Annotated in this window: 16 protein-coding genes and 1 pseudogene; 14 read left to right on the top strand and 3 right to left on the bottom strand. The window is 37.8% G+C overall.

Features of this window, described 5'->3' with window-relative positions; genetic code table 11:
- The 6 genes and pseudogenes from AC1DG9_RS12825 to AC1DG9_RS12800 all read left to right on the top strand — a co-directional run.
- Positions 1-971: pseudogene (locus AC1DG9_RS12825) on the top strand (SusC/RagA family TonB-linked outer membrane protein); the annotation flags it as partial.
- A gap of 23 nt (positions 972-994) precedes the next feature.
- Positions 995-2,701 carry a RagB/SusD family nutrient uptake outer membrane protein gene (locus tag AC1DG9_RS12820; RefSeq protein WP_172663695.1) on the top strand — a complete coding sequence of 569 codons (1,707 nt, stop codon included), beginning with the start codon at positions 995-997 and terminating at the stop codon, positions 2,699-2,701.
- Positions 2,702-2,737: 36 nt separating this feature from the next.
- The gene (locus tag AC1DG9_RS12815) at positions 2,738-4,318 is read left to right on the top strand and encodes a glycoside hydrolase family 28 protein (RefSeq protein WP_337715053.1); all 1,581 of its coding nucleotides are present in this window, start codon (positions 2,738-2,740) and stop codon (positions 4,316-4,318) included.
- 10 nt (positions 4,319-4,328) lie between these two features.
- Positions 4,329-5,474: a glycoside hydrolase family 88/105 protein gene (locus AC1DG9_RS12810; RefSeq protein WP_172663693.1), complete on the top strand. Its 1,146-nt coding sequence runs from the start codon at positions 4,329-4,331 to the stop codon at positions 5,472-5,474.
- A 68-nt stretch (positions 5,475-5,542) separates the two neighbouring features.
- Complete coding sequence (locus AC1DG9_RS12805) at positions 5,543-6,838, top strand: PQQ-dependent sugar dehydrogenase (protein WP_172663692.1); 1,296 nt, start codon at positions 5,543-5,545, stop codon at positions 6,836-6,838.
- A gap of 8 nt (positions 6,839-6,846) precedes the next feature.
- Positions 6,847-7,290: a c-type cytochrome gene (locus AC1DG9_RS12800; RefSeq protein WP_172663691.1), complete on the top strand. Its 444-nt coding sequence runs from the start codon at positions 6,847-6,849 to the stop codon at positions 7,288-7,290.
- Positions 7,291-7,321: 31 nt separating this feature from the next.
- Here the strand turns inward: AC1DG9_RS12800 and AC1DG9_RS12795 are convergent, their stop codons facing one another.
- Together AC1DG9_RS12795 and AC1DG9_RS12790 are read right to left on the bottom strand one after the other, a co-directional pair.
- Complete coding sequence (locus tag AC1DG9_RS12795; protein WP_477611728.1) at positions 7,322-7,894, bottom strand: DUF4142 domain-containing protein; 573 nt, start codon at positions 7,892-7,894, stop codon at positions 7,322-7,324.
- Positions 7,895-8,024: 130 nt separating this feature from the next.
- On the bottom strand, positions 8,025-8,153 hold the full coding sequence (locus AC1DG9_RS12790) for a hypothetical protein (protein WP_262889312.1): 129 nt from the start codon (positions 8,151-8,153) through the stop codon (positions 8,025-8,027).
- Positions 8,154-8,336: 183 nt separating this feature from the next.
- On the opposite strand from AC1DG9_RS12790, the gene AC1DG9_RS12785 reads away from it, so the two are divergent.
- Genes AC1DG9_RS12785 through AC1DG9_RS12775 form a run of 3 tightly spaced genes read left to right on the top strand, consistent with a single transcriptional unit; the run spans position 8,337 to position 10,457 of the window.
- Entirely contained in the window at positions 8,337-8,927 is a 591-nt protein-coding gene (locus tag AC1DG9_RS12785) for a TetR/AcrR family transcriptional regulator (RefSeq protein WP_172663689.1), read from the top strand.
- A 5-nt stretch (positions 8,928-8,932) separates the two neighbouring features.
- Positions 8,933-9,157, top strand: a complete 225-nt coding sequence (locus AC1DG9_RS12780; RefSeq protein ID WP_172663688.1) for a hypothetical protein — start codon at positions 8,933-8,935, stop codon at positions 9,155-9,157.
- A 13-nt stretch (positions 9,158-9,170) separates the two neighbouring features.
- A complete protein-coding gene (locus AC1DG9_RS12775) occupies positions 9,171-10,457 on the top strand; it encodes an MFS transporter (RefSeq protein ID WP_477634713.1) in 1,287 nt (428 codons plus the stop codon).
- Here the strand turns inward: AC1DG9_RS12775 and AC1DG9_RS12770 are convergent.
- Positions 10,446-11,357, bottom strand: a complete 912-nt coding sequence (locus tag AC1DG9_RS12770) for an SAM hydrolase/SAM-dependent halogenase family protein (protein WP_477634712.1) — start codon at positions 11,355-11,357, stop codon at positions 10,446-10,448. The two genes, AC1DG9_RS12775 and AC1DG9_RS12770, sit on opposite strands and share 12 nt — an antisense overlap.
- 156 nt (positions 11,358-11,513) lie before the next feature.
- Between AC1DG9_RS12770 and AC1DG9_RS12765 the strand changes: the two genes are divergently transcribed.
- The 5 genes from AC1DG9_RS12765 to metQ all read left to right on the top strand — a co-directional run bounded on the left by AC1DG9_RS12765 (position 11,514) and on the right by metQ (position 16,205).
- On the top strand, positions 11,514-12,533 hold the full coding sequence (locus AC1DG9_RS12765; RefSeq protein WP_288880370.1) for a hypothetical protein: 1,020 nt from the start codon (positions 11,514-11,516) through the stop codon (positions 12,531-12,533).
- 123 nt (positions 12,534-12,656) lie between these two features.
- The gene (locus AC1DG9_RS12760; protein ID WP_477634711.1) at positions 12,657-13,571 is read left to right on the top strand and encodes an NAD(P)/FAD-dependent oxidoreductase; all 915 of its coding nucleotides are present in this window, start codon (positions 12,657-12,659) and stop codon (positions 13,569-13,571) included.
- A gap of 118 nt (positions 13,572-13,689) precedes the next feature.
- Positions 13,690-14,721, top strand: a complete 1,032-nt coding sequence (gene metN, locus AC1DG9_RS12755) for a methionine ABC transporter ATP-binding protein MetN (protein WP_172663685.1) — start codon at positions 13,690-13,692, stop codon at positions 14,719-14,721.
- Complete coding sequence (locus AC1DG9_RS12750; protein ID WP_172663684.1) at positions 14,714-15,370, top strand: methionine ABC transporter permease MetI; 657 nt, start codon at positions 14,714-14,716, stop codon at positions 15,368-15,370. Before metN ends, AC1DG9_RS12750 begins: the two co-directional genes overlap by 8 nt.
- 16 nt (positions 15,371-15,386) lie before the next feature.
- Positions 15,387-16,205, top strand: a complete 819-nt coding sequence (gene metQ / locus AC1DG9_RS12745; RefSeq protein WP_477634710.1) for a methionine ABC transporter substrate-binding lipoprotein MetQ — start codon at positions 15,387-15,389, stop codon at positions 16,203-16,205.
- The last annotated feature ends 5 nt before the right edge of the window (positions 16,206-16,210 follow it).

Genomic DNA, 16,210 nt, shown 5'->3' with positions numbered 1-16,210 from the left:
CAATTGAGGCTTATAAAGTTTATACCGATAAATTGTTGCTGCCTCAGGATCTTCCATTTACTTCCGGAATACCAAATGCGATAGTAACCAATGTAGGGAAATCCGAGAACAAAGGCTTTGAATTTCAGGTGAGCACTGTGAATTTTAACGGTGATGGTAAAGATAAATTTAGCTGGAGCACAGATTTTAATGTTTTTGTTAATAGAGGGAAAATTACCCAGTTACAAGACGGCGTAATTAATGATATAGCTAATGGACGTTTTGTAGGGCAGCCAATTGGTGTAATTTATGATGATAAAAGAGTTGGAATATGRCAAAATACACCGGCTGATAGTGCATTAGCATTGGCTTACGGATTAACTGTCAAACAAGGTTCGAGTTCTGTAATAGGTAATATTAGAATTGCAGATGTGAACGGTGATGGGAAAATCAATGCTGATGATAAGACGTTTATTGGGTCTAGTGAGCCCGACTGGTCTGGGGGTATTACAAACAGATTTGCGTATAAAAACTTAGATTTTACGGTAGTGGCTTTTGGAAGATTTGGAAGTACCATTATTAGCAGTGTTCATAATAGTGGGTTTGCCAATACTTTTCAAGGAAATTATAACAACCTGGATGTTAATTATTGGACACCAACCAACCATGAAAATTTCTGGCCCAAGCCTAATGCTGCCGCAACAAACACACCTAATAGAGGAGTATTAGGGTACTTTGATGGTACGTTTGTTAAGATCAGAAGCATGACGCTTGGATATAATCTGCCTACAGCTCTTGCTGCTAAAATTGGAGGTAAAACTTTGAGGGTTTACGCTTCTGCCAATGATGCTTTTATTCTTTTTTCAAAGTACAGGAATGTTTATAAAGGCATAGATCCGGAGGCTCTTAATGGAGGAAATAATAAGGGGTCAGTTGGTGTTGATACACCTGCAACTTATTCAATTGTGTTTGGTTTAAACATGACCTTATAATTTTTACAATAAATTATATACTAATGAAAAATATATACATAATATTGGCTTGTTTCTGCCTGGCAGTTACAGGCGGATGTAAAAAAGCTTTAATAGAAGAGCCACATTCAACACTAACGCCAGATTTTTTCTCTACGGCCCAGGGTTTTCAGAAGGGACTTGATGCGGCTTATGCAGGTACCCGCTCTTTCTGGGGGAACCAAAACCTATTCACTATGACGGTGATTGGTACGGATGAGTTTTACACAGGTAAAGATGGAAACAACAACATCAATAAATACAATAGTAATTACAATACTGAAAATGGAACTGTCTCCGCAATTTGGAAAGACTGTTATGTTAATATTAATACCTGTAATGGTGTAATTGATAATGCAGTTAAGGTTACTGGGGTTGCAGATGATCTTAAAAATAGAATTGTGGCAGAAGCTAAGTTTTTACGGGCAAATTACTATTTTATCCTTGTGCAATTTTGGGGTGATGTTACTTTGAATAAAAATTTCCAAAGTACACCTACAACTTCTGCATCCCGTCAGCCTTTAGCTGAGGTATACGATTTTATTGTTCAGGATCTTAAAGATGTACTTGCAGAGCCAACTTTATTTGCCGGTCCTAAGTCAAGCGGGGCTTTGCCAGGACAGGCTAATAAAGCTGCTGCTATGCACTTATTGGCTAAAGTATATTTAACCAGAGCTGGCTCATCTGCTAAAAAAGCAGATGATTATACAAATGCTTATACCTCTGCAATGCAGGTAATCAATACAAGTGGGGCCACATTGCTCCCTGATTTTGCTAGTGTTTATGCAGAAGGAAATGAGAATAGTAATGAAGTATTGTGGACAGTACAGCATACCTCAAATTTGGCATATAATGGGCCGAATAATAGTGGTGGGGCAGATAACGTACTAAACCATATGTGGGTACCACAATATGAGCTTCGTCCGGGAATGAAACGCGATGTGTTTTATGGAAGGCCCTATATTCGTTGTGTTCCTACAGCATGGTTAACAAATGAAGCTTTTGCAGAGCGCGTAAATGACACCCGATATGCAAAAACTTTTCAAACCGTTTGGCTGTGTAATAATGCCGCGTCCATTCCCAAGTGGGAAAATCCGCTTCCGCCAGGAGCACCTGCAAATGCTGTAGTAGGGCAACCTAAGTTTGCCTTAGGCGATACTGCGATATTTATGCCTGGGTATGATGTTAGTGATGCTAAAATAGCAGCATCCAGATATTTACTGATACCTCCACGTAAGTATGATAATACTTTATCGCCTTATATGAAAAAATATAATGACACTAAACGCGCAGATTTAAACTATCCCTCGATTAGACCTGTTATTGTATATCGCTTAGCCGAAACCCATTTGATTGCAGCAGAAGCAGCATTTATGGGCGGTGCAGCGGCTTCAGAAGCGGTTAATCATATCAATATTATCAGAAGGCGGGCTGCGTTCCCAAATCCAAATCCTTCTGTAATGGATGTTGCTTCAATTCCTTCACTTGATTTTATTTTAGATGAGCGTTCGAGGGAATTATGTGGAGAGAATGTTAGGTGGTGGGATCTTGTAAGAACCGGTAAATTAATTGATAGGGTGAAAACTAAAAATTATAATCCGGAAGCAGGAGCAAATATTATGGATTTCCATGTGCTTAGACCTATTCCTCAGGATCAGATTGATGCTACAACTACAGGCCCGAAATACCCGCAAAACCCGGGATGGTTTTAGCAGATTATACTTAATAGCTATATTTAATTAGAGATAATGATTAGAATGATTAAAGTGAAATTATTGGTTAGTTTATGTGTGTTGGCGGCTTTTACAAGTTTTGTAAGGGCTGCCGACTTTAACATCATCAAATATGGTGCTGTTGGAGATGGGGTAACCTTAAATACCAATGCTATTCAACGAGCAATTGATGAATGCTATAAATCGGGTGGTGGAAGTGTAATCTTTCCTGAAGGCAAATTCTTATCAGGAACTATCGTTATTAAGGATAATGTAACAATCAGTTTTCAAAAGAACGCTGTTTTGCTAGGGAGTATAGATCTTAAAGATTATAAAAATATTGACCCTTTTACTGAGGGACTGGGTATTGATGTTGGATGGGCTTTACTTGTAGCTGTTGATGCCAAAAACATTGGAGTTACAGGTGAAGGGACAATTGATGGTCAGGGGTCTGCGATTAAAGCAAAACACATACTTACTGATACCCGGCCCGAAGGACAACGATGGGGGATGAGGCCTTTTCTTTTACGAATTGTACGTTGTACTGGCGTAAATGTTAAAGGCGTAACTTTAAAATATGCAGGGGCATGGACTTCTCACTACTTTCAGAGCAGACAGATAAATATTGAAAATGTAAAGATCCAAAGTGTGGGTGTTGCCCATAATGATGGTATCGGTATTGATGGCTGTCAGGATGTTGTAATTAAAGATTGTGATGTAGTAAGTGGAGATGATGCACTGGTGTTTAAAACCACATCAAGTAAAATGGCCTGTAAGAATATTGTGGTGACAGGTTTAAGACTTAAAAGCAATCAGGCGGGAATTAAAATGGGAACCGAATCCATGGCAGCTTTCGAGAATATTAAAATTTCAAATTGTCATATCTATGAAACTAGAAATGGAGGCATTAAGCTGCTTACCGTTGATGGTGCGCATTTACGAAATATTGAAATATCAGATATAACCATGGAAGAAGTTAGGACCCCAATGTTATTTCGTCTTGGATCGCGATTAAGTGTGTTCCGCAAAGATGCTGATACAAAACAGCAAACAGGTACTTTTGAAAATGTTGTAATTAAAAATGTTAAAGTCAAAGCATCTGCCGATGCGCAATTAATGCCTCCAACAGGTATTTTGATCACAGGCATTCCCGGACATTACATCACTGGTTTAACGCTTGAGAATATAGAAATTAGTTTGGCCGGAGGCGGAACTGCAGCTCATGGCAGGCAAGCAGTACCCGAAGCAATTGATCAATATCCCGAAGTTAAAACATTTGGTCCGCGGGTTCCCGCATACGGTATTTGGGCAAGGCATGTTAAGGGATTGAAGCTTATTAATGTTAAGTTTAATCTTTCTGGAAATGACCTGAGACCAGCCTTAGTTTGTGAGGATGGAAGTGATTTGGAGGTTAACAATTGGAATCTTCCGGATACTAAAGGAGGAGAGTCGATTATCCGCTTGGAAAATGTAAAAACAGCACTGGTAAAAAATGTTACTGTTAAAGGGAGAGCAAAAGCACTTGTTCGTGTTGAAGGAACAGCAAGCACTAATGTAAAAGTGATTGGAAATAAATCGTCAGGAATATCAAAAGAATTAGAAATCATCAAAAAATAAATAGACTAACATGAATCAAAACCAAATTCTAAGCATAGCAGCTTTTATGTCCTGTTTTATGATTGTCGGACAGCCTAACGTAAAGGCACAATCAAAAGAAGCTAATTTAAAGAATTGGCCAAAAGGAACATCACCAAAGGAAATTGGAACAAGGGTAGCAAATCATTTCATAGTAACGCCGCATACGAATTTTAATAGACCAGGACCTCCAAAGGTGATTACTTATCCGGAAACCTGTGCCTGGTATGGTGCTTTGACTTTTGCAAAACAAAGTGGAAATAAAGAGATGCTTAAAAAGCTGGCGGATAGGTTCGAACCCCTTTTTGGCGAAGAAGCCAAAATGATTCCTGTACCTGATCATGTAGATTATACTGTATTTGGATCTGTTCCATTAGAGCTTTACATACAAACAAAAGATAAAAAATATCTCGATCTCGGGTTGTCAATTGCTGATAAACAATGGGCACCGCCAGAAGGCCCAAGAGTAAAACCCGAATCGCATGAGTTTTACAACCAGGGCTATACCTGGCAAACACGTTTATGGATAGATGATATGTATATGATCACCGCTGTTCAAGCCCAAGCGTATAGAGCCACTGGAGACGTAAAGTATATAGATAGGGCGGCTAAAGAGATGGTTTTTTATTTAGATAAGCTTCAGGAGCCTAATGGCTTGTTTTATCACGCGCCCGATGTTCCTTTTTTTTGGGGTAGAGGAGATGGCTGGATGGCTGTGGGTATGGCTGAATTGCTTAGGTCTATACCTAAAAACAATCCAAATTATGAACGCATTATGAAAGGCTATAAAAACATGATGGCTTCGTTGCTTAAATATCAGGCCGACAATGGAATGTGGCGTCAGTTAATCGATGACCCCGAGGCATGGGAAGAAACTTCATCAACGGCTATGTTTACTTTTGCAATGATTACAGGTGTGAAAAATGGCTGGCTGGATAAGGAAGTTTATGGGAAAGCTGCCCGTAAGGGCTGGCTTGGCTTAGTCACTTACATCAATGAGAATGATGAGGTAAGAGAAGTTTGTGAGGGTACAAATAAAAAGAACGACCGCCAGTATTATTTAGATCGCAAACGTAATATAGGCGACCTACATGGGCAAGCGCCAATACTGTGGTGTGCAACTGCATTATTACGCTAATTTAGATGAAAAATGCAGCGGAAAACGATAACTTTAAATAGCGAAAAGTTCTTCAAATAAATTACCAGATGAAAAAATCAGTATTAATTCCGGTTTTGTTAAGTGCAATGGTTTTTATTGCATTATATTCTTTCAAAGATATTTCAAATAGTCATTTAAAGGGCAACGGGCCAATACCTGATGCCGATAACGCAGGATTGAAGTTGCCAGAAGGTTTTGGCGCGTTAAAAGTGGCAGAGCTAGGGGCAAAAGCCAGACATCTGGTTGTTACCCCGCAAGGAGACATCTATGTTAAACTCGCCAGATCCAAAGAAGAAAAGGGGATTATTGTACTTCATGAGAGCAGCGATGGTAAGGCTCAGGTTACAGGTGGCTTTGGCAACTATGGAGGTACCGGAATTTACTTGAAAGATGGATACTTATATGCATCATCAAATCAGGAAGTATTTAGGTACAAGCTCGATGCACAAAATAAAGTAATTGACCCGAATAAACCCGAAAAGATCATTACAGGTTTAAAGGCCGGACGCCAGCATGAAACCAAATCACTTGTTTTAGATAATAATGGAAATGTTTATGTAAATATTGGCGTAAATTCAAATTCTTGTCAGGAACAAGATCGGGGGTTACGTTCTCCGGGAATAGAAGGGTGCCCATTGTTAGATTCTATGGCCGGAATATGGCAGTTTAAAGCAAAAGAACTCAATCAAAGCTACGGTCAGGGTGTTCGTTTTGCTACCGGACTAAGAAATGTTGTTGGATTAGATTGGAATCAGCAAAATAACCAGCTTTTTGTTATGCAGCATGGCAGAGATAACCTGAATAGTTCCTGGCCAGAGCTTTATAATGAAAAGGAATCCGCTGAAGTTCCTGCAGAATGTTTATATGCTTTAAAGCAAGGTGATAATGCAGGCTGGCCATTTATGTACTATGATCAGATCCAACATAAAAAAATAGTAGCTCCGGAATACGGCGGTGATAAAAAGAAAGAGGCTGATTCAAAATTCATAGACCCCGCAGTTGCCTTTCCAGGACATATGGCACCAAATGGTTTGCTATTCTATACCGGAAATATGTTCCCGGAAAAATATAAAAACGGTGCTTTTATCGCTTTTCACGGATCCTGGAATCGTGCTCCTGAACCTCAAAAAGGATATTTTGTAGTATTTCAACCATTTAAGGATGGGAAGCCTTCTGGCGATTGGGAAGTTTTTGCAGATAATTTTGCTGGTACACCTGAAAAAGCCGCTGCCGGAAGGGCAGACCATCGCCCTTGTGGATTGGCCCAGGGATCTGATGGTTCCCTTTATGTAACGGATGATGTTAAAGGAGCAATTTATCGTATCGTCTATAATAAAAAATAAAAAGTTTGATGAAGCAGGTTTTAACGATCATTTTGATCTTAACAATAGGGGGTATAAAATTAAATGCCCAAACAAAAGGGAAAACCAAAAAGACAGTCCAAACTGACGTTGTTTCTGCATCAGTTTTGGCTAACGGACAAAAAGTATACAATCAATATTGTTTAAGTTGCCATATGGCAGATGGAGGTGGGGTTCAGAATATGAATCCTCCATTAATAAAAACAACTTATGTTCTTGGCGATAAAACCCGGTTAATTAAGATAGCTCTTAATGGTTTGGCAGAAGAAATTGAAATAGACGGGGAAGTTTATACCAATGTAATGCCTTCGCATGGCTTTTTAAAAGATCAGGAAATAGCTGATGTGTTAACCTTTGTAAGGAACAGTTTTGGGAATAAGGCTAGTGCCATCAAAGCCTCAGAAGTGAAGGCTATCAGGGCAGAGAAAAAATAAAAAAGAGGGCTGAAATTTTCAGCCCTCTTTTTTATTTTAAGTCAAAACTCAAATCTGTGGCAAGTTTATAATGCCCTTCAATCATACGAAGTGTTTTGGCGGCAAACCTTCTTACATCTATATCTCCAGAAGTTGTTGCTGATTTGAATAAATCAAGGGTTTTTATATGATCTTTTACCATCATATCCATATAGTGTTTATCAAATTGAGCACCAGATAGTTTTGCCATTTCATTTATATGATTCTGATCGGCCTCAGGAATAGAGGTCGGTATTGTTAATTTCTTTTTATCGGCCAGTTTTTTTAAATTATCGTTGGTTTTAGTATGATCCTTAACCATTTTTTCAGCAAACTTTTTAACCCTAACATTACTGGCTTTTGATGTTGCCATTTTACCAAGCTCTACCTCCATATTACCAGCATTAGCCGCTTTCTCTAAAAAGAACTGCATTCCCTCACCGCGGTTTACAGCCGTGGTATCAGTCATCGTTTGCTCTAGAGAAGAATCAGCCAAAGTACTGCTTGTGCTATTTTCTGTATTTCGGCAAGCATTTAAACTAAGCAAGCAGCATAATACAGCTGGTAATAAAATTCTAGTTTTCATGATTTTAGCATTTAAGTGGTTAGTTAATATACCTACAGTTAAAACTTGAAAATGTTTCCGAATTGTTAAAATACTTTGCACTAAATTTCTTACAAATAAGGTTGTAAGAAATGGGAATTGTAAGAGATATTTAAGGTTTCTTCTCAGTTTTAACCTTTTTGGCATCTTTTGCAGAAGTTGAATTTTCTGGTTCAGGGCCTTTGGGCTTTTTCTGATCTATTATCTCTGCTTTTACGGTTTTATTCTTTGGACTTTTCATAGTATTAGAATTTAAAGATTTAATCTATAACACATAAGAAATCCAATAAGTTCAATTTTTTCTCGATTTATATAGAACCAAGACTTATAGCTAGTTGTTCAATACGATCTAAAATATTTTTTTAATATATAATATAAATGAATGAATATTCATTTATATTTGTGATGATATTTGAAAAGCATTATGCGCGCAAGAGATCTGAATAAAGTAGAGTTGGTGAAACAGAAGGCAATGGAGTTGCTTGTAAAGATAGGTTTTGAAGGTTTTACCATGAATAAGTTAGCTAAAGAGTGCAAGATATCTGTAGCTACTCTATACATTTATTATAAAGATAAAGACGACTTGATCTTGCAGATAGCAATGGAAGAAGCAGAGCGGATGAGTGATATAATGCTTGAAGATTTCGATCCTGAAGTATCTTTTGAAGTTGGACTAAGACAACAATGGAAAAATAGAGCAAAGTGTATGCTTGAAAATCCTATAACAGCACAGTTTCTTGAGCAACTAAGGACTTCAACTTATCAGGAGCAGGTTTATGGAACTATCGTGAATAATTTCAAGATAACACTTGGCAAATTTATGACCAATGCAATCAATAGAGGCGAAATTAACCCAATGCAGCTGGAGGTTTACTGGTCGGTAGCTTTTGCCCCGCTGTATAACCTTGTCAGATTTCATTTTGATGGTAGAAGCATTGGGGGTAAACCATTCATTCTGACAGATAAAGCCCTTTGGGGCACTTTTGAATTAGTGCTAAAGGCACTAAAAAAATAAAACATATGGAACCAGATTTTAAAGATATTCTGCTTTTTAAAACAAACATTCAAACTGCTGATGACAAAATGCTCATAGCTAAAGTAATGGAAAAACATAAAATAGAACAATGGACCGTAGATCAACAAGATGTTGATTGTGTGCTGCGTATCGTATCCCCAATTTTGAAGCTGGATGATGTAATTCAACTGGTTTCAAAAAATGGATATCAGTGTGAAGAATTGACCTAATAAAAGAAAACTCATGAAACAATCGTCAACTAATATAATTTTACCGTTTAGCAACTATCAAAAGTTGGTAATAGCCTTGTTGGCTTTACTTCAATTTACAATAGTGCTTGATTTTATGGTTCTCGCGCCTTTGGGTGATTACTTAATGAAATCACTTTCAATTACTCCAAAAGGTTTTGGAGTTGTGGTATCTTCTTATGCATTTAGTGCAGGTGCATCAGGGATACTTGCTGCTGGTTTTGCAGATAAATTCGATCGTAAAAAAATACTATTGTTTTTCTACGCAGGATTTATTGTTGGTACCCTATGCTGTGCCTTAGCAACAACATATTGGATGTTGTTAGGTGCCAGAATAATAACAGGATTATTTGGAGGTGTTATTGGCGCCATTTCAATGACCATCATGACCGATCTATTTGAGGTAAACCAGCGTGGCAGGGTGATGGGATTTGTGCAAATGGCATTTGCTGCCAGTCAGGTACTGGGTATTCCAATCGGCCTTTATTTTGCGAACTTATGGGGCTGGCATTCTTCCTTTTTAATGATCGTTGGTCTGGCAGTACTAATAGCTATAACCATTGTAATAAAGGTTAAACCTATAGATAAGCACCTTGCTCTACAGTCAGATAAAAGTGCCTTTTTGCATTTATGGCATGCAGTTTCAAATAAATCTTATCAAACAGGTTTTATCGCTACAGCCTTTTTAAGCGTTGGAGGTTTTATGCTTATGCCTTTTAGTAGCGCTTATCTGATTAATAACATAAATATAACTCCTCAACAATTGCCTATGGTATTTATGTTTACCGGTATTGCATCAATTATAATAATGCCATTAATAGGGAAGTTAAGCGATAAAATTGATAAATTTATGTTGTTTAGCGCGGGTTCCGCCCTGGCAGTAATAATGATACTAATTTATACAAATCTGGYACCTATACCACTTTGGCAAGTTGTATTAGTCAATATGGTACTGTTTATGGKGATAATGAGTAGGATGATTCCTGCAACTACCCTTACAATGAGTATCCCGGATATGAAAGATAGGGGGGCTTTTATGAGTGTTAACGCTTCGCTTCAGCAAATGGCGGGAGGTATCGCCGCTTTGTGTGCAGGGCTTATAGTTACCCAAAAAAATAGTACAAGCCCACTTGAAAATTATGGCATCTTAGGCATCGTTGTTTCAGTGATTATTGCTGTTTGCTGTATTTTCGTTTACAGGGTAAGTGTTATGGTAAAAAAGAAACAGGCTGATGTGATTCAGGATATCCCGAAAGAAGAACTTCAATTGTCAGAAGTCTAACTTAGTTACTTCTACATTCCAATCGCTTCCACTTTGTATGTTGTGTAGGGTGGCAAAGCTATCTTGATTTAAGGCAAATGAAAGTTGCAGTAAACTATTGAGGTAGCATAATGGTTTGCCCTTTGGTACATTGCCAAAGGTCTCGCTATATGGTGCCTCAGTTTCATACACTTTTTTGTCGTTATGGAAAATTGAAATTTTTAAGAGGTCACCGTATTTTAAATTGAACTTTTTTACAAGTTCAGCATCTATGTTGGTCCATATATTGCCGTATTGTACATCTAATATTGGAATGTTGCCCTTAAGCGTTTTGCCAATGATAATTGCTTTCTGATAAGGAATGCTTAGAACCTCTTTGGGCAATACTTTTCCAACTTCATTAAAAGAGATCACGCCTGATGCCAATCGGGCTGCAGTATATGCATATACGTCTCTTCCATGAAAAGTGTAAGATTTGCCTGAATCTTTTCGTCTGTTAACCGCTTCATCAATTTCCCTTATCTCTTCAATCCCTAGTTGCTCTGCCGTTAATGTTAAAGTTCCATTATCAGGGGTAACTATAAACTGACCGGTATTGGTTTTTAATACTACCGATTTTCTTTCAGTACCAACTCCGGKGTCTACAACAGAAACAAAAACTGTTCCTTTGGGATAGTAAGGTACAGTTTGCATGAGCCTATAAGAAGCTTCCCAGATATTATATGCAGGAATTTCGTGTGTGAGGTCGTAAAGCTTAAGTTCAGAAGATACGCCCATTGCAACTCCTTTCATAGCTGAAACGGCGCCATCCTTTAAACCAAAATCTGATTGAAACACAACAATTTTGCTTTGTGACAGACCTACATTTGAGATCATAAACATCAAAAGAGAGACGATTAAACGCAATTGATTTATGGTCATGGGACTTAACAATTAAATTTTACAAACTAACATTTATTAAGTTTTAAAATAAGACTATTTTATCTAATATTTGCCTGTGTTATTGAAACAAAGATATTAGACCATCCTATTGATAATAACACGGTAAATCAGACCTTAAAAGCACATCTTAAATATATGAGAATTAAAATTCTGTTAACTATTATTCTATTGTCCTCTGCTGTAACAAAAATTTATTCTCAGGAAATCGAAGGTAACCTCAATATTCACACTTTTGCAGATAATAGGGAGTATGCCAGATCTAATCGATTTTCTCAAACTATATTCGGATTAAGATTTTCTCCTGAACTGGGATTATTACTTGATAGTACCCACCGGATTAGAGTTGGGTTTAATGCATTGCATGAATTTGGTTCGCCTAAATTTACCAATAAAATAGATCCTGTTGTTTATTATCAGTTTACGCAACAAAACTGGAATTTTTATATGGGAATGTTTCCAAGACGAGATTTGCTTTCTGATTTCCCAAGAGCTGTTTTAAATGATACGCTAGGTTATTACCGACCAAATGTGGAAGGTATGTTACTTAAATATGAAAATGAAAATTGGAAACAGTTATTATTTATCGATTGGACAAGCCGTCAGACAGCAACCGACAGAGAGAATTTTATATTCGGATTATCAGGTCGTTATAAAAAAGACATGTTCTTTGTTTCTCATTATGCGATGATGCTACATAACGCAGGCCCTGCGATAGATATTCCGGGTGACCATATCGAAGACAACGGAGCACTCGCAGTTAAAGTGGGTTTAGATTTTAGTGGCAGGACATTTTTAGACTCATTAACTTTTAATACAGGTGGTTTGATGTCATTTGAGCGTGAGCGTAGTGTGGGAGGCTGGAAAACACCAAAAGGATTGTTATTGGAAATGGCTGCAGAGTACCACAGATTTGGTGTTACCAATTCATTCTATAAAGGCGACGGCCATCACATCATGGATGGAGATCAATTCTATACGGCCAAAACATATAATAGGTTGGATCTGAGCTGGCGACCAAAAATATATAAAGGAATTGAAGGTAAGTTTACTTTATCCTTTCACTTCCTTGATGGGGTAATTGATAGCCAGCAAGCTTTTGCTATCCGATATAACATCTTCGGAAGTAAGGCTTTGAGGAAAAGCTCATCAAACTAACACCTGTTTGCAAAAAATGAGATTCCGTTAACAGACTTTATTTGCAACTATGTTGCATTGTTGATTATTGTATTTAGTTTTGTTGCTATAAAAGCAATACAGTTTTTTATACATAAATAAACAATGATGGAAGACTCTAAAAGATTTGATGTAATCATAATCGGGGGAAGTTATGCCGGACTTTCAGCTGCTATGGCACTCGGACGTTCGCTAAAAAAGGTTTTAATTATAGATAGCGGAAAACCATGCAATAAGCAAACCCCTCATTCACATAATTTCATTACTMAGGATGGACTGCCTCCTGAACAAATAGCCGCTGCAGCGAAAGATCAGGTTTTAAAGTATAGCACAGTAACTATTCATGAAGATTTTGCAATTGGGGCCGCAAAAGCAGAAGATGATTTTATAATAAGTACACAAAGCGGAGAATCATTTGCTGCAAGCAAATTACTCTTTGCTACCGGTATTAGTGATCAGATGCTTGATATAAAAGGATTTGCAGAATGTTGGGGTATTTCTGTTCTGCATTGTCCATATTGTCATGGTTATGAAGTAAAACATCAACCAATGGGTGTTATTGCCAATGGTGATTTGGGCTTTGAATTCTCCAGGCTAATTTATAATTGGAGTAAAAACCTGGTTTTGCTTACAAATGGACAATCTACTCTTAGTCTGGAACAAACAGAGAGGATTAAACATCACGGTATTGAAATTATAGAAAAAGAGATTGTAGAAATTGAACACAATCAGGGCTATATTACAAATGTTGTTTTTAAAGATGGAAGCAAACAAAAGTTATCAGCGGTTTTTGCCAAAGTGGGATTTAACCAACACTCAACATTGCCTGAGCAACTTGGGTGCAACATCAATGAACAAGGCTTTATTAGTGTTGATGATTTTCAGAGAACAACAATCTCCGGAATTTATGCTGCAGGAGATAATACCACAATGTTTCGTGCAGTATCTGCTGCAACGGCAGCGGGTACAAAAGCAGGCGCAATGATAAATAAAGAACTTATAGAAGAGGCTTTTAGTTAAATAAATGTGTGTTAGATGTAAAAGTCTATTAATACACTAGACTATTAATGATTATTCTTACTTTTGCAGCGAACTTAGTTTTATATACATAGCTAAGTCCAAAACTGCAATAAGTTTAATGATTGAATTAAAAAATATAACTAAAAAGTTTCATCAGAAAAACAGGGAAATTATTGCCCTGTCAAAGGTGTCACTAAAAGTTCCTAAGGGAAAGATATTCGGTGTAATTGGGGCTTCAGGAGCTGGTAAGAGTACATTAATCCGTTGCGTTAATTTATTGGAGAGACCAACTTCAGGAGAAGTAATTGTTGATGGACAAAATCTGATGGACTTATCCCCAGCAGATCTGGCTAAAGAGAGAAGACAAATTGGAATGATCTTTCAACATTTTAATCTTCTGTCTTCCAGAACTGTTTCAGAGAATATAGCTTTCCCGCTGGAGTTGGATAAAATGCCTAAGCAGGAGATCAGTAATAGAGTAGCTGAGCTGCTTGCACTGGTTGGGCTGGAAGAGAAACATAATGATTACCCGGCAAATCTCTCCGGTGGACAAAAGCAACGCGTAGCAATTGCCCGTACTTTGGCCAGTAACCCTAAAGTGCTTTTGTGCGATGAGGCTACCAGTGCGCTTGATCCCGCCACAACAAAATCTATTCTCAACTTATTAAAAGATATTAACAAACGCCTGAATATTACCATTTTACTGATCACACATGAAATGGATGTTGTAAAAAACATCTGTGATCAGGTTGCTGTAATTAGCGGGGGAGAGCTTATTGAGCAAGGGTCTGTCAGTGAGATTTTTGCGCATCCCCAAATGGATGTTACTAAGGAGTTTATAGCCTCTTCTTTAAAAATCAATATCCCGTTAGAATATTTGGAAAGGTTAAGCAGTAATAAAGAAGCAGAGAAAAAACCACTGTTAAAATTGGAATTTACAGGGCAATCTGCCGATGATCCTGTCTTGTCTGAAGTAAGTCGCTTATTTCAGCTAGACAATAACATTATTTATGCGCAAATTGAATATGCCGGTGGAGTTAAATTTGGTGCAATGGTAATTGAGGTTTCGGGTACTGAAGAGAACCACCAAAAGGCAATAGAATTTTATAATCAAAAACAGATAAGAGTGGAGGTATTGGGATATGTCTGAGTCAATGATTTTACTTCTTTTTAAAGGAGCCTGGGAAACAATCATCATGACTTTTGTGTCCGGTTTTTTTGGATTTGTTATTGGCTTGCCAACAGGTGTACTGTTGTTTATGACCCGCAAGGGACAAGTGTTAGAGAACAGAGGACTTAATAATACCGTGTCGGTTATTGTTAACATCTTTAGATCTATTCCTTTCATTATACTAATTGTTTGGATGATACCCTTTACAAGGATGCTTGTTGGTACCTCTATTGGCGTAGAAGCTGCATTGGTTCCCTTGAGCATTGGTGCGGCACCATTTATTGCCCGCATGGTAGAAAATAGCCTGATCGAGGTTCCTCATGGTTTGGTAGAGGCCGCAAGGGCAATGGGAGCAACACCATTTCAAATTGTTTACAAGGTCCTGCTTCCAGAAGCGCTTCCATCTTTAATCAATACCGCTTCAATTACTTTAATCACTCTTGTCGGTTATTCTGCAATGGGAGGAGCTGTAGGTGCAGGTGGACTAGGCCAGATAGGGTATCAGTATGGATATGTAGGATACGATGTAACTGTAATGAATACGGTACTCGTTTCACTTGTAGCCCTTGTATTCTTTATACAGTTTACTGGCGATTTTATAGCCAAAAAAGTAGATCATAGAAAATAACTTATTAAAAATGCGTATGAAAATAGAAATTAAAGCCCTTGCAATAGTTACAATTATAGCTTCTGTTGGTTTATTCGGCTGCGGAGGCAATTCTAAAAAGAACACTCCCAATCACATTAAAGTTGGAGTTGAATCGGGCCCGGAATATACAATAGCTCAGGTTGCTCAAAAGGTAGCTAAAGAAAAATACGGATTAGACGTAGAGCTGGTACAATTTAATGATTATGTGATGCCCAACGAAGCGCTTCATCAGGGAGATATTGATGCGAATGCATTTCAAAATAAACCTTATTTAGATGTGCAGGCCAAGCAGCGGGGTTATAACTTTGCAATTGTTGGTAATACATTTGTTTATCCACTAGCGGGTTATTCGAAAAAGATTAAAAAAATTGAAGAGCTTAAAGACGGTAGCACCATTATTATACCCAATGATCCTACCAACGGCGGCAGGGCATTGTTGTTGTTGCAAAAAGCGAGCCTATTGAAGCTGAAAGATGGAGTGGGCTTATTACCTACTGTAAATGATATTGTAGGAAATCCAAAACAACTTAAAATAGTTGAACTTGAAGCTCCTCAGTTGCCAAGGGCTTTAGACGATCAAAATGTAACTGTAGCTATTATTAACARTACTTTTGCTACACCTGTAGGTTTAGTTGCAGAGCGTGACGGAATCTTTGTAGAAGATAAAAAATCACCTTACGTAAATATCATTGTCACCAGGGAAGGGGATCAGGACAGAGCAGAAATCAAAAACTTTGTAAAGGCATATCAATCTGCGGAAGTAGCACAGGCAGCCGAAATAGAATTCAAAGGTGGTGCAATTAAGGGATGGTGATGTAA

The organism is Pedobacter sp. 05L430, assembly GCF_056397585.1.
Note: the sequence above shows the minus strand (reverse complement) of the source record. Positions and strands in the feature narration are given on the sequence as shown.

Excerpts from the sequence above, each read along its gene's own strand:
- AC1DG9_RS12820 (WP_172663695.1), top strand. The coding sequence starts at position 995 with ATGAAAAATATATACATAATATTGGCTTGTTTCTGCCTGGCAGTTACA.
- AC1DG9_RS12815 (WP_337715053.1), top strand. The coding sequence starts at position 2,738 with ATGATTAGAATGATTAAAGTGAAATTATTGGTTAGTTTATGTGTGTTG.
- AC1DG9_RS12810 (WP_172663693.1), top strand. The coding sequence starts at position 4,329 with ATGAATCAAAACCAAATTCTAAGCATAGCAGCTTTTATGTCCTGTTTT.
- AC1DG9_RS12805 (WP_172663692.1), top strand. The coding sequence starts at position 5,543 with ATGAAAAAATCAGTATTAATTCCGGTTTTGTTAAGTGCAATGGTTTTT.
- AC1DG9_RS12800 (WP_172663691.1), top strand. The coding sequence starts at position 6,847 with ATGAAGCAGGTTTTAACGATCATTTTGATCTTAACAATAGGGGGTATA.
- AC1DG9_RS12795 (WP_477611728.1), bottom strand. The coding sequence starts at position 7,894 with ATGAAAACTAGAATTTTATTACCAGCTGTATTATGCTGCTTGCTTAGT.
- AC1DG9_RS12790 (WP_262889312.1), bottom strand. The coding sequence starts at position 8,153 with ATGAAAAGTCCAAAGAATAAAACCGTAAAAGCAGAGATAATAGATCAG.
- AC1DG9_RS12785 (WP_172663689.1), top strand. The coding sequence starts at position 8,337 with ATGCGCGCAAGAGATCTGAATAAAGTAGAGTTGGTGAAACAGAAGGCA.
- AC1DG9_RS12780 (WP_172663688.1), top strand. The coding sequence starts at position 8,933 with ATGGAACCAGATTTTAAAGATATTCTGCTTTTTAAAACAAACATTCAA.
- AC1DG9_RS12765 (WP_288880370.1), top strand. The coding sequence starts at position 11,514 with ATGAGAATTAAAATTCTGTTAACTATTATTCTATTGTCCTCTGCTGTA.
- metN (WP_172663685.1), top strand. The coding sequence starts at position 13,690 with ATGATTGAATTAAAAAATATAACTAAAAAGTTTCATCAGAAAAACAGG.
- AC1DG9_RS12750 (WP_172663684.1), top strand. The coding sequence starts at position 14,714 with ATGTCTGAGTCAATGATTTTACTTCTTTTTAAAGGAGCCTGGGAAACA.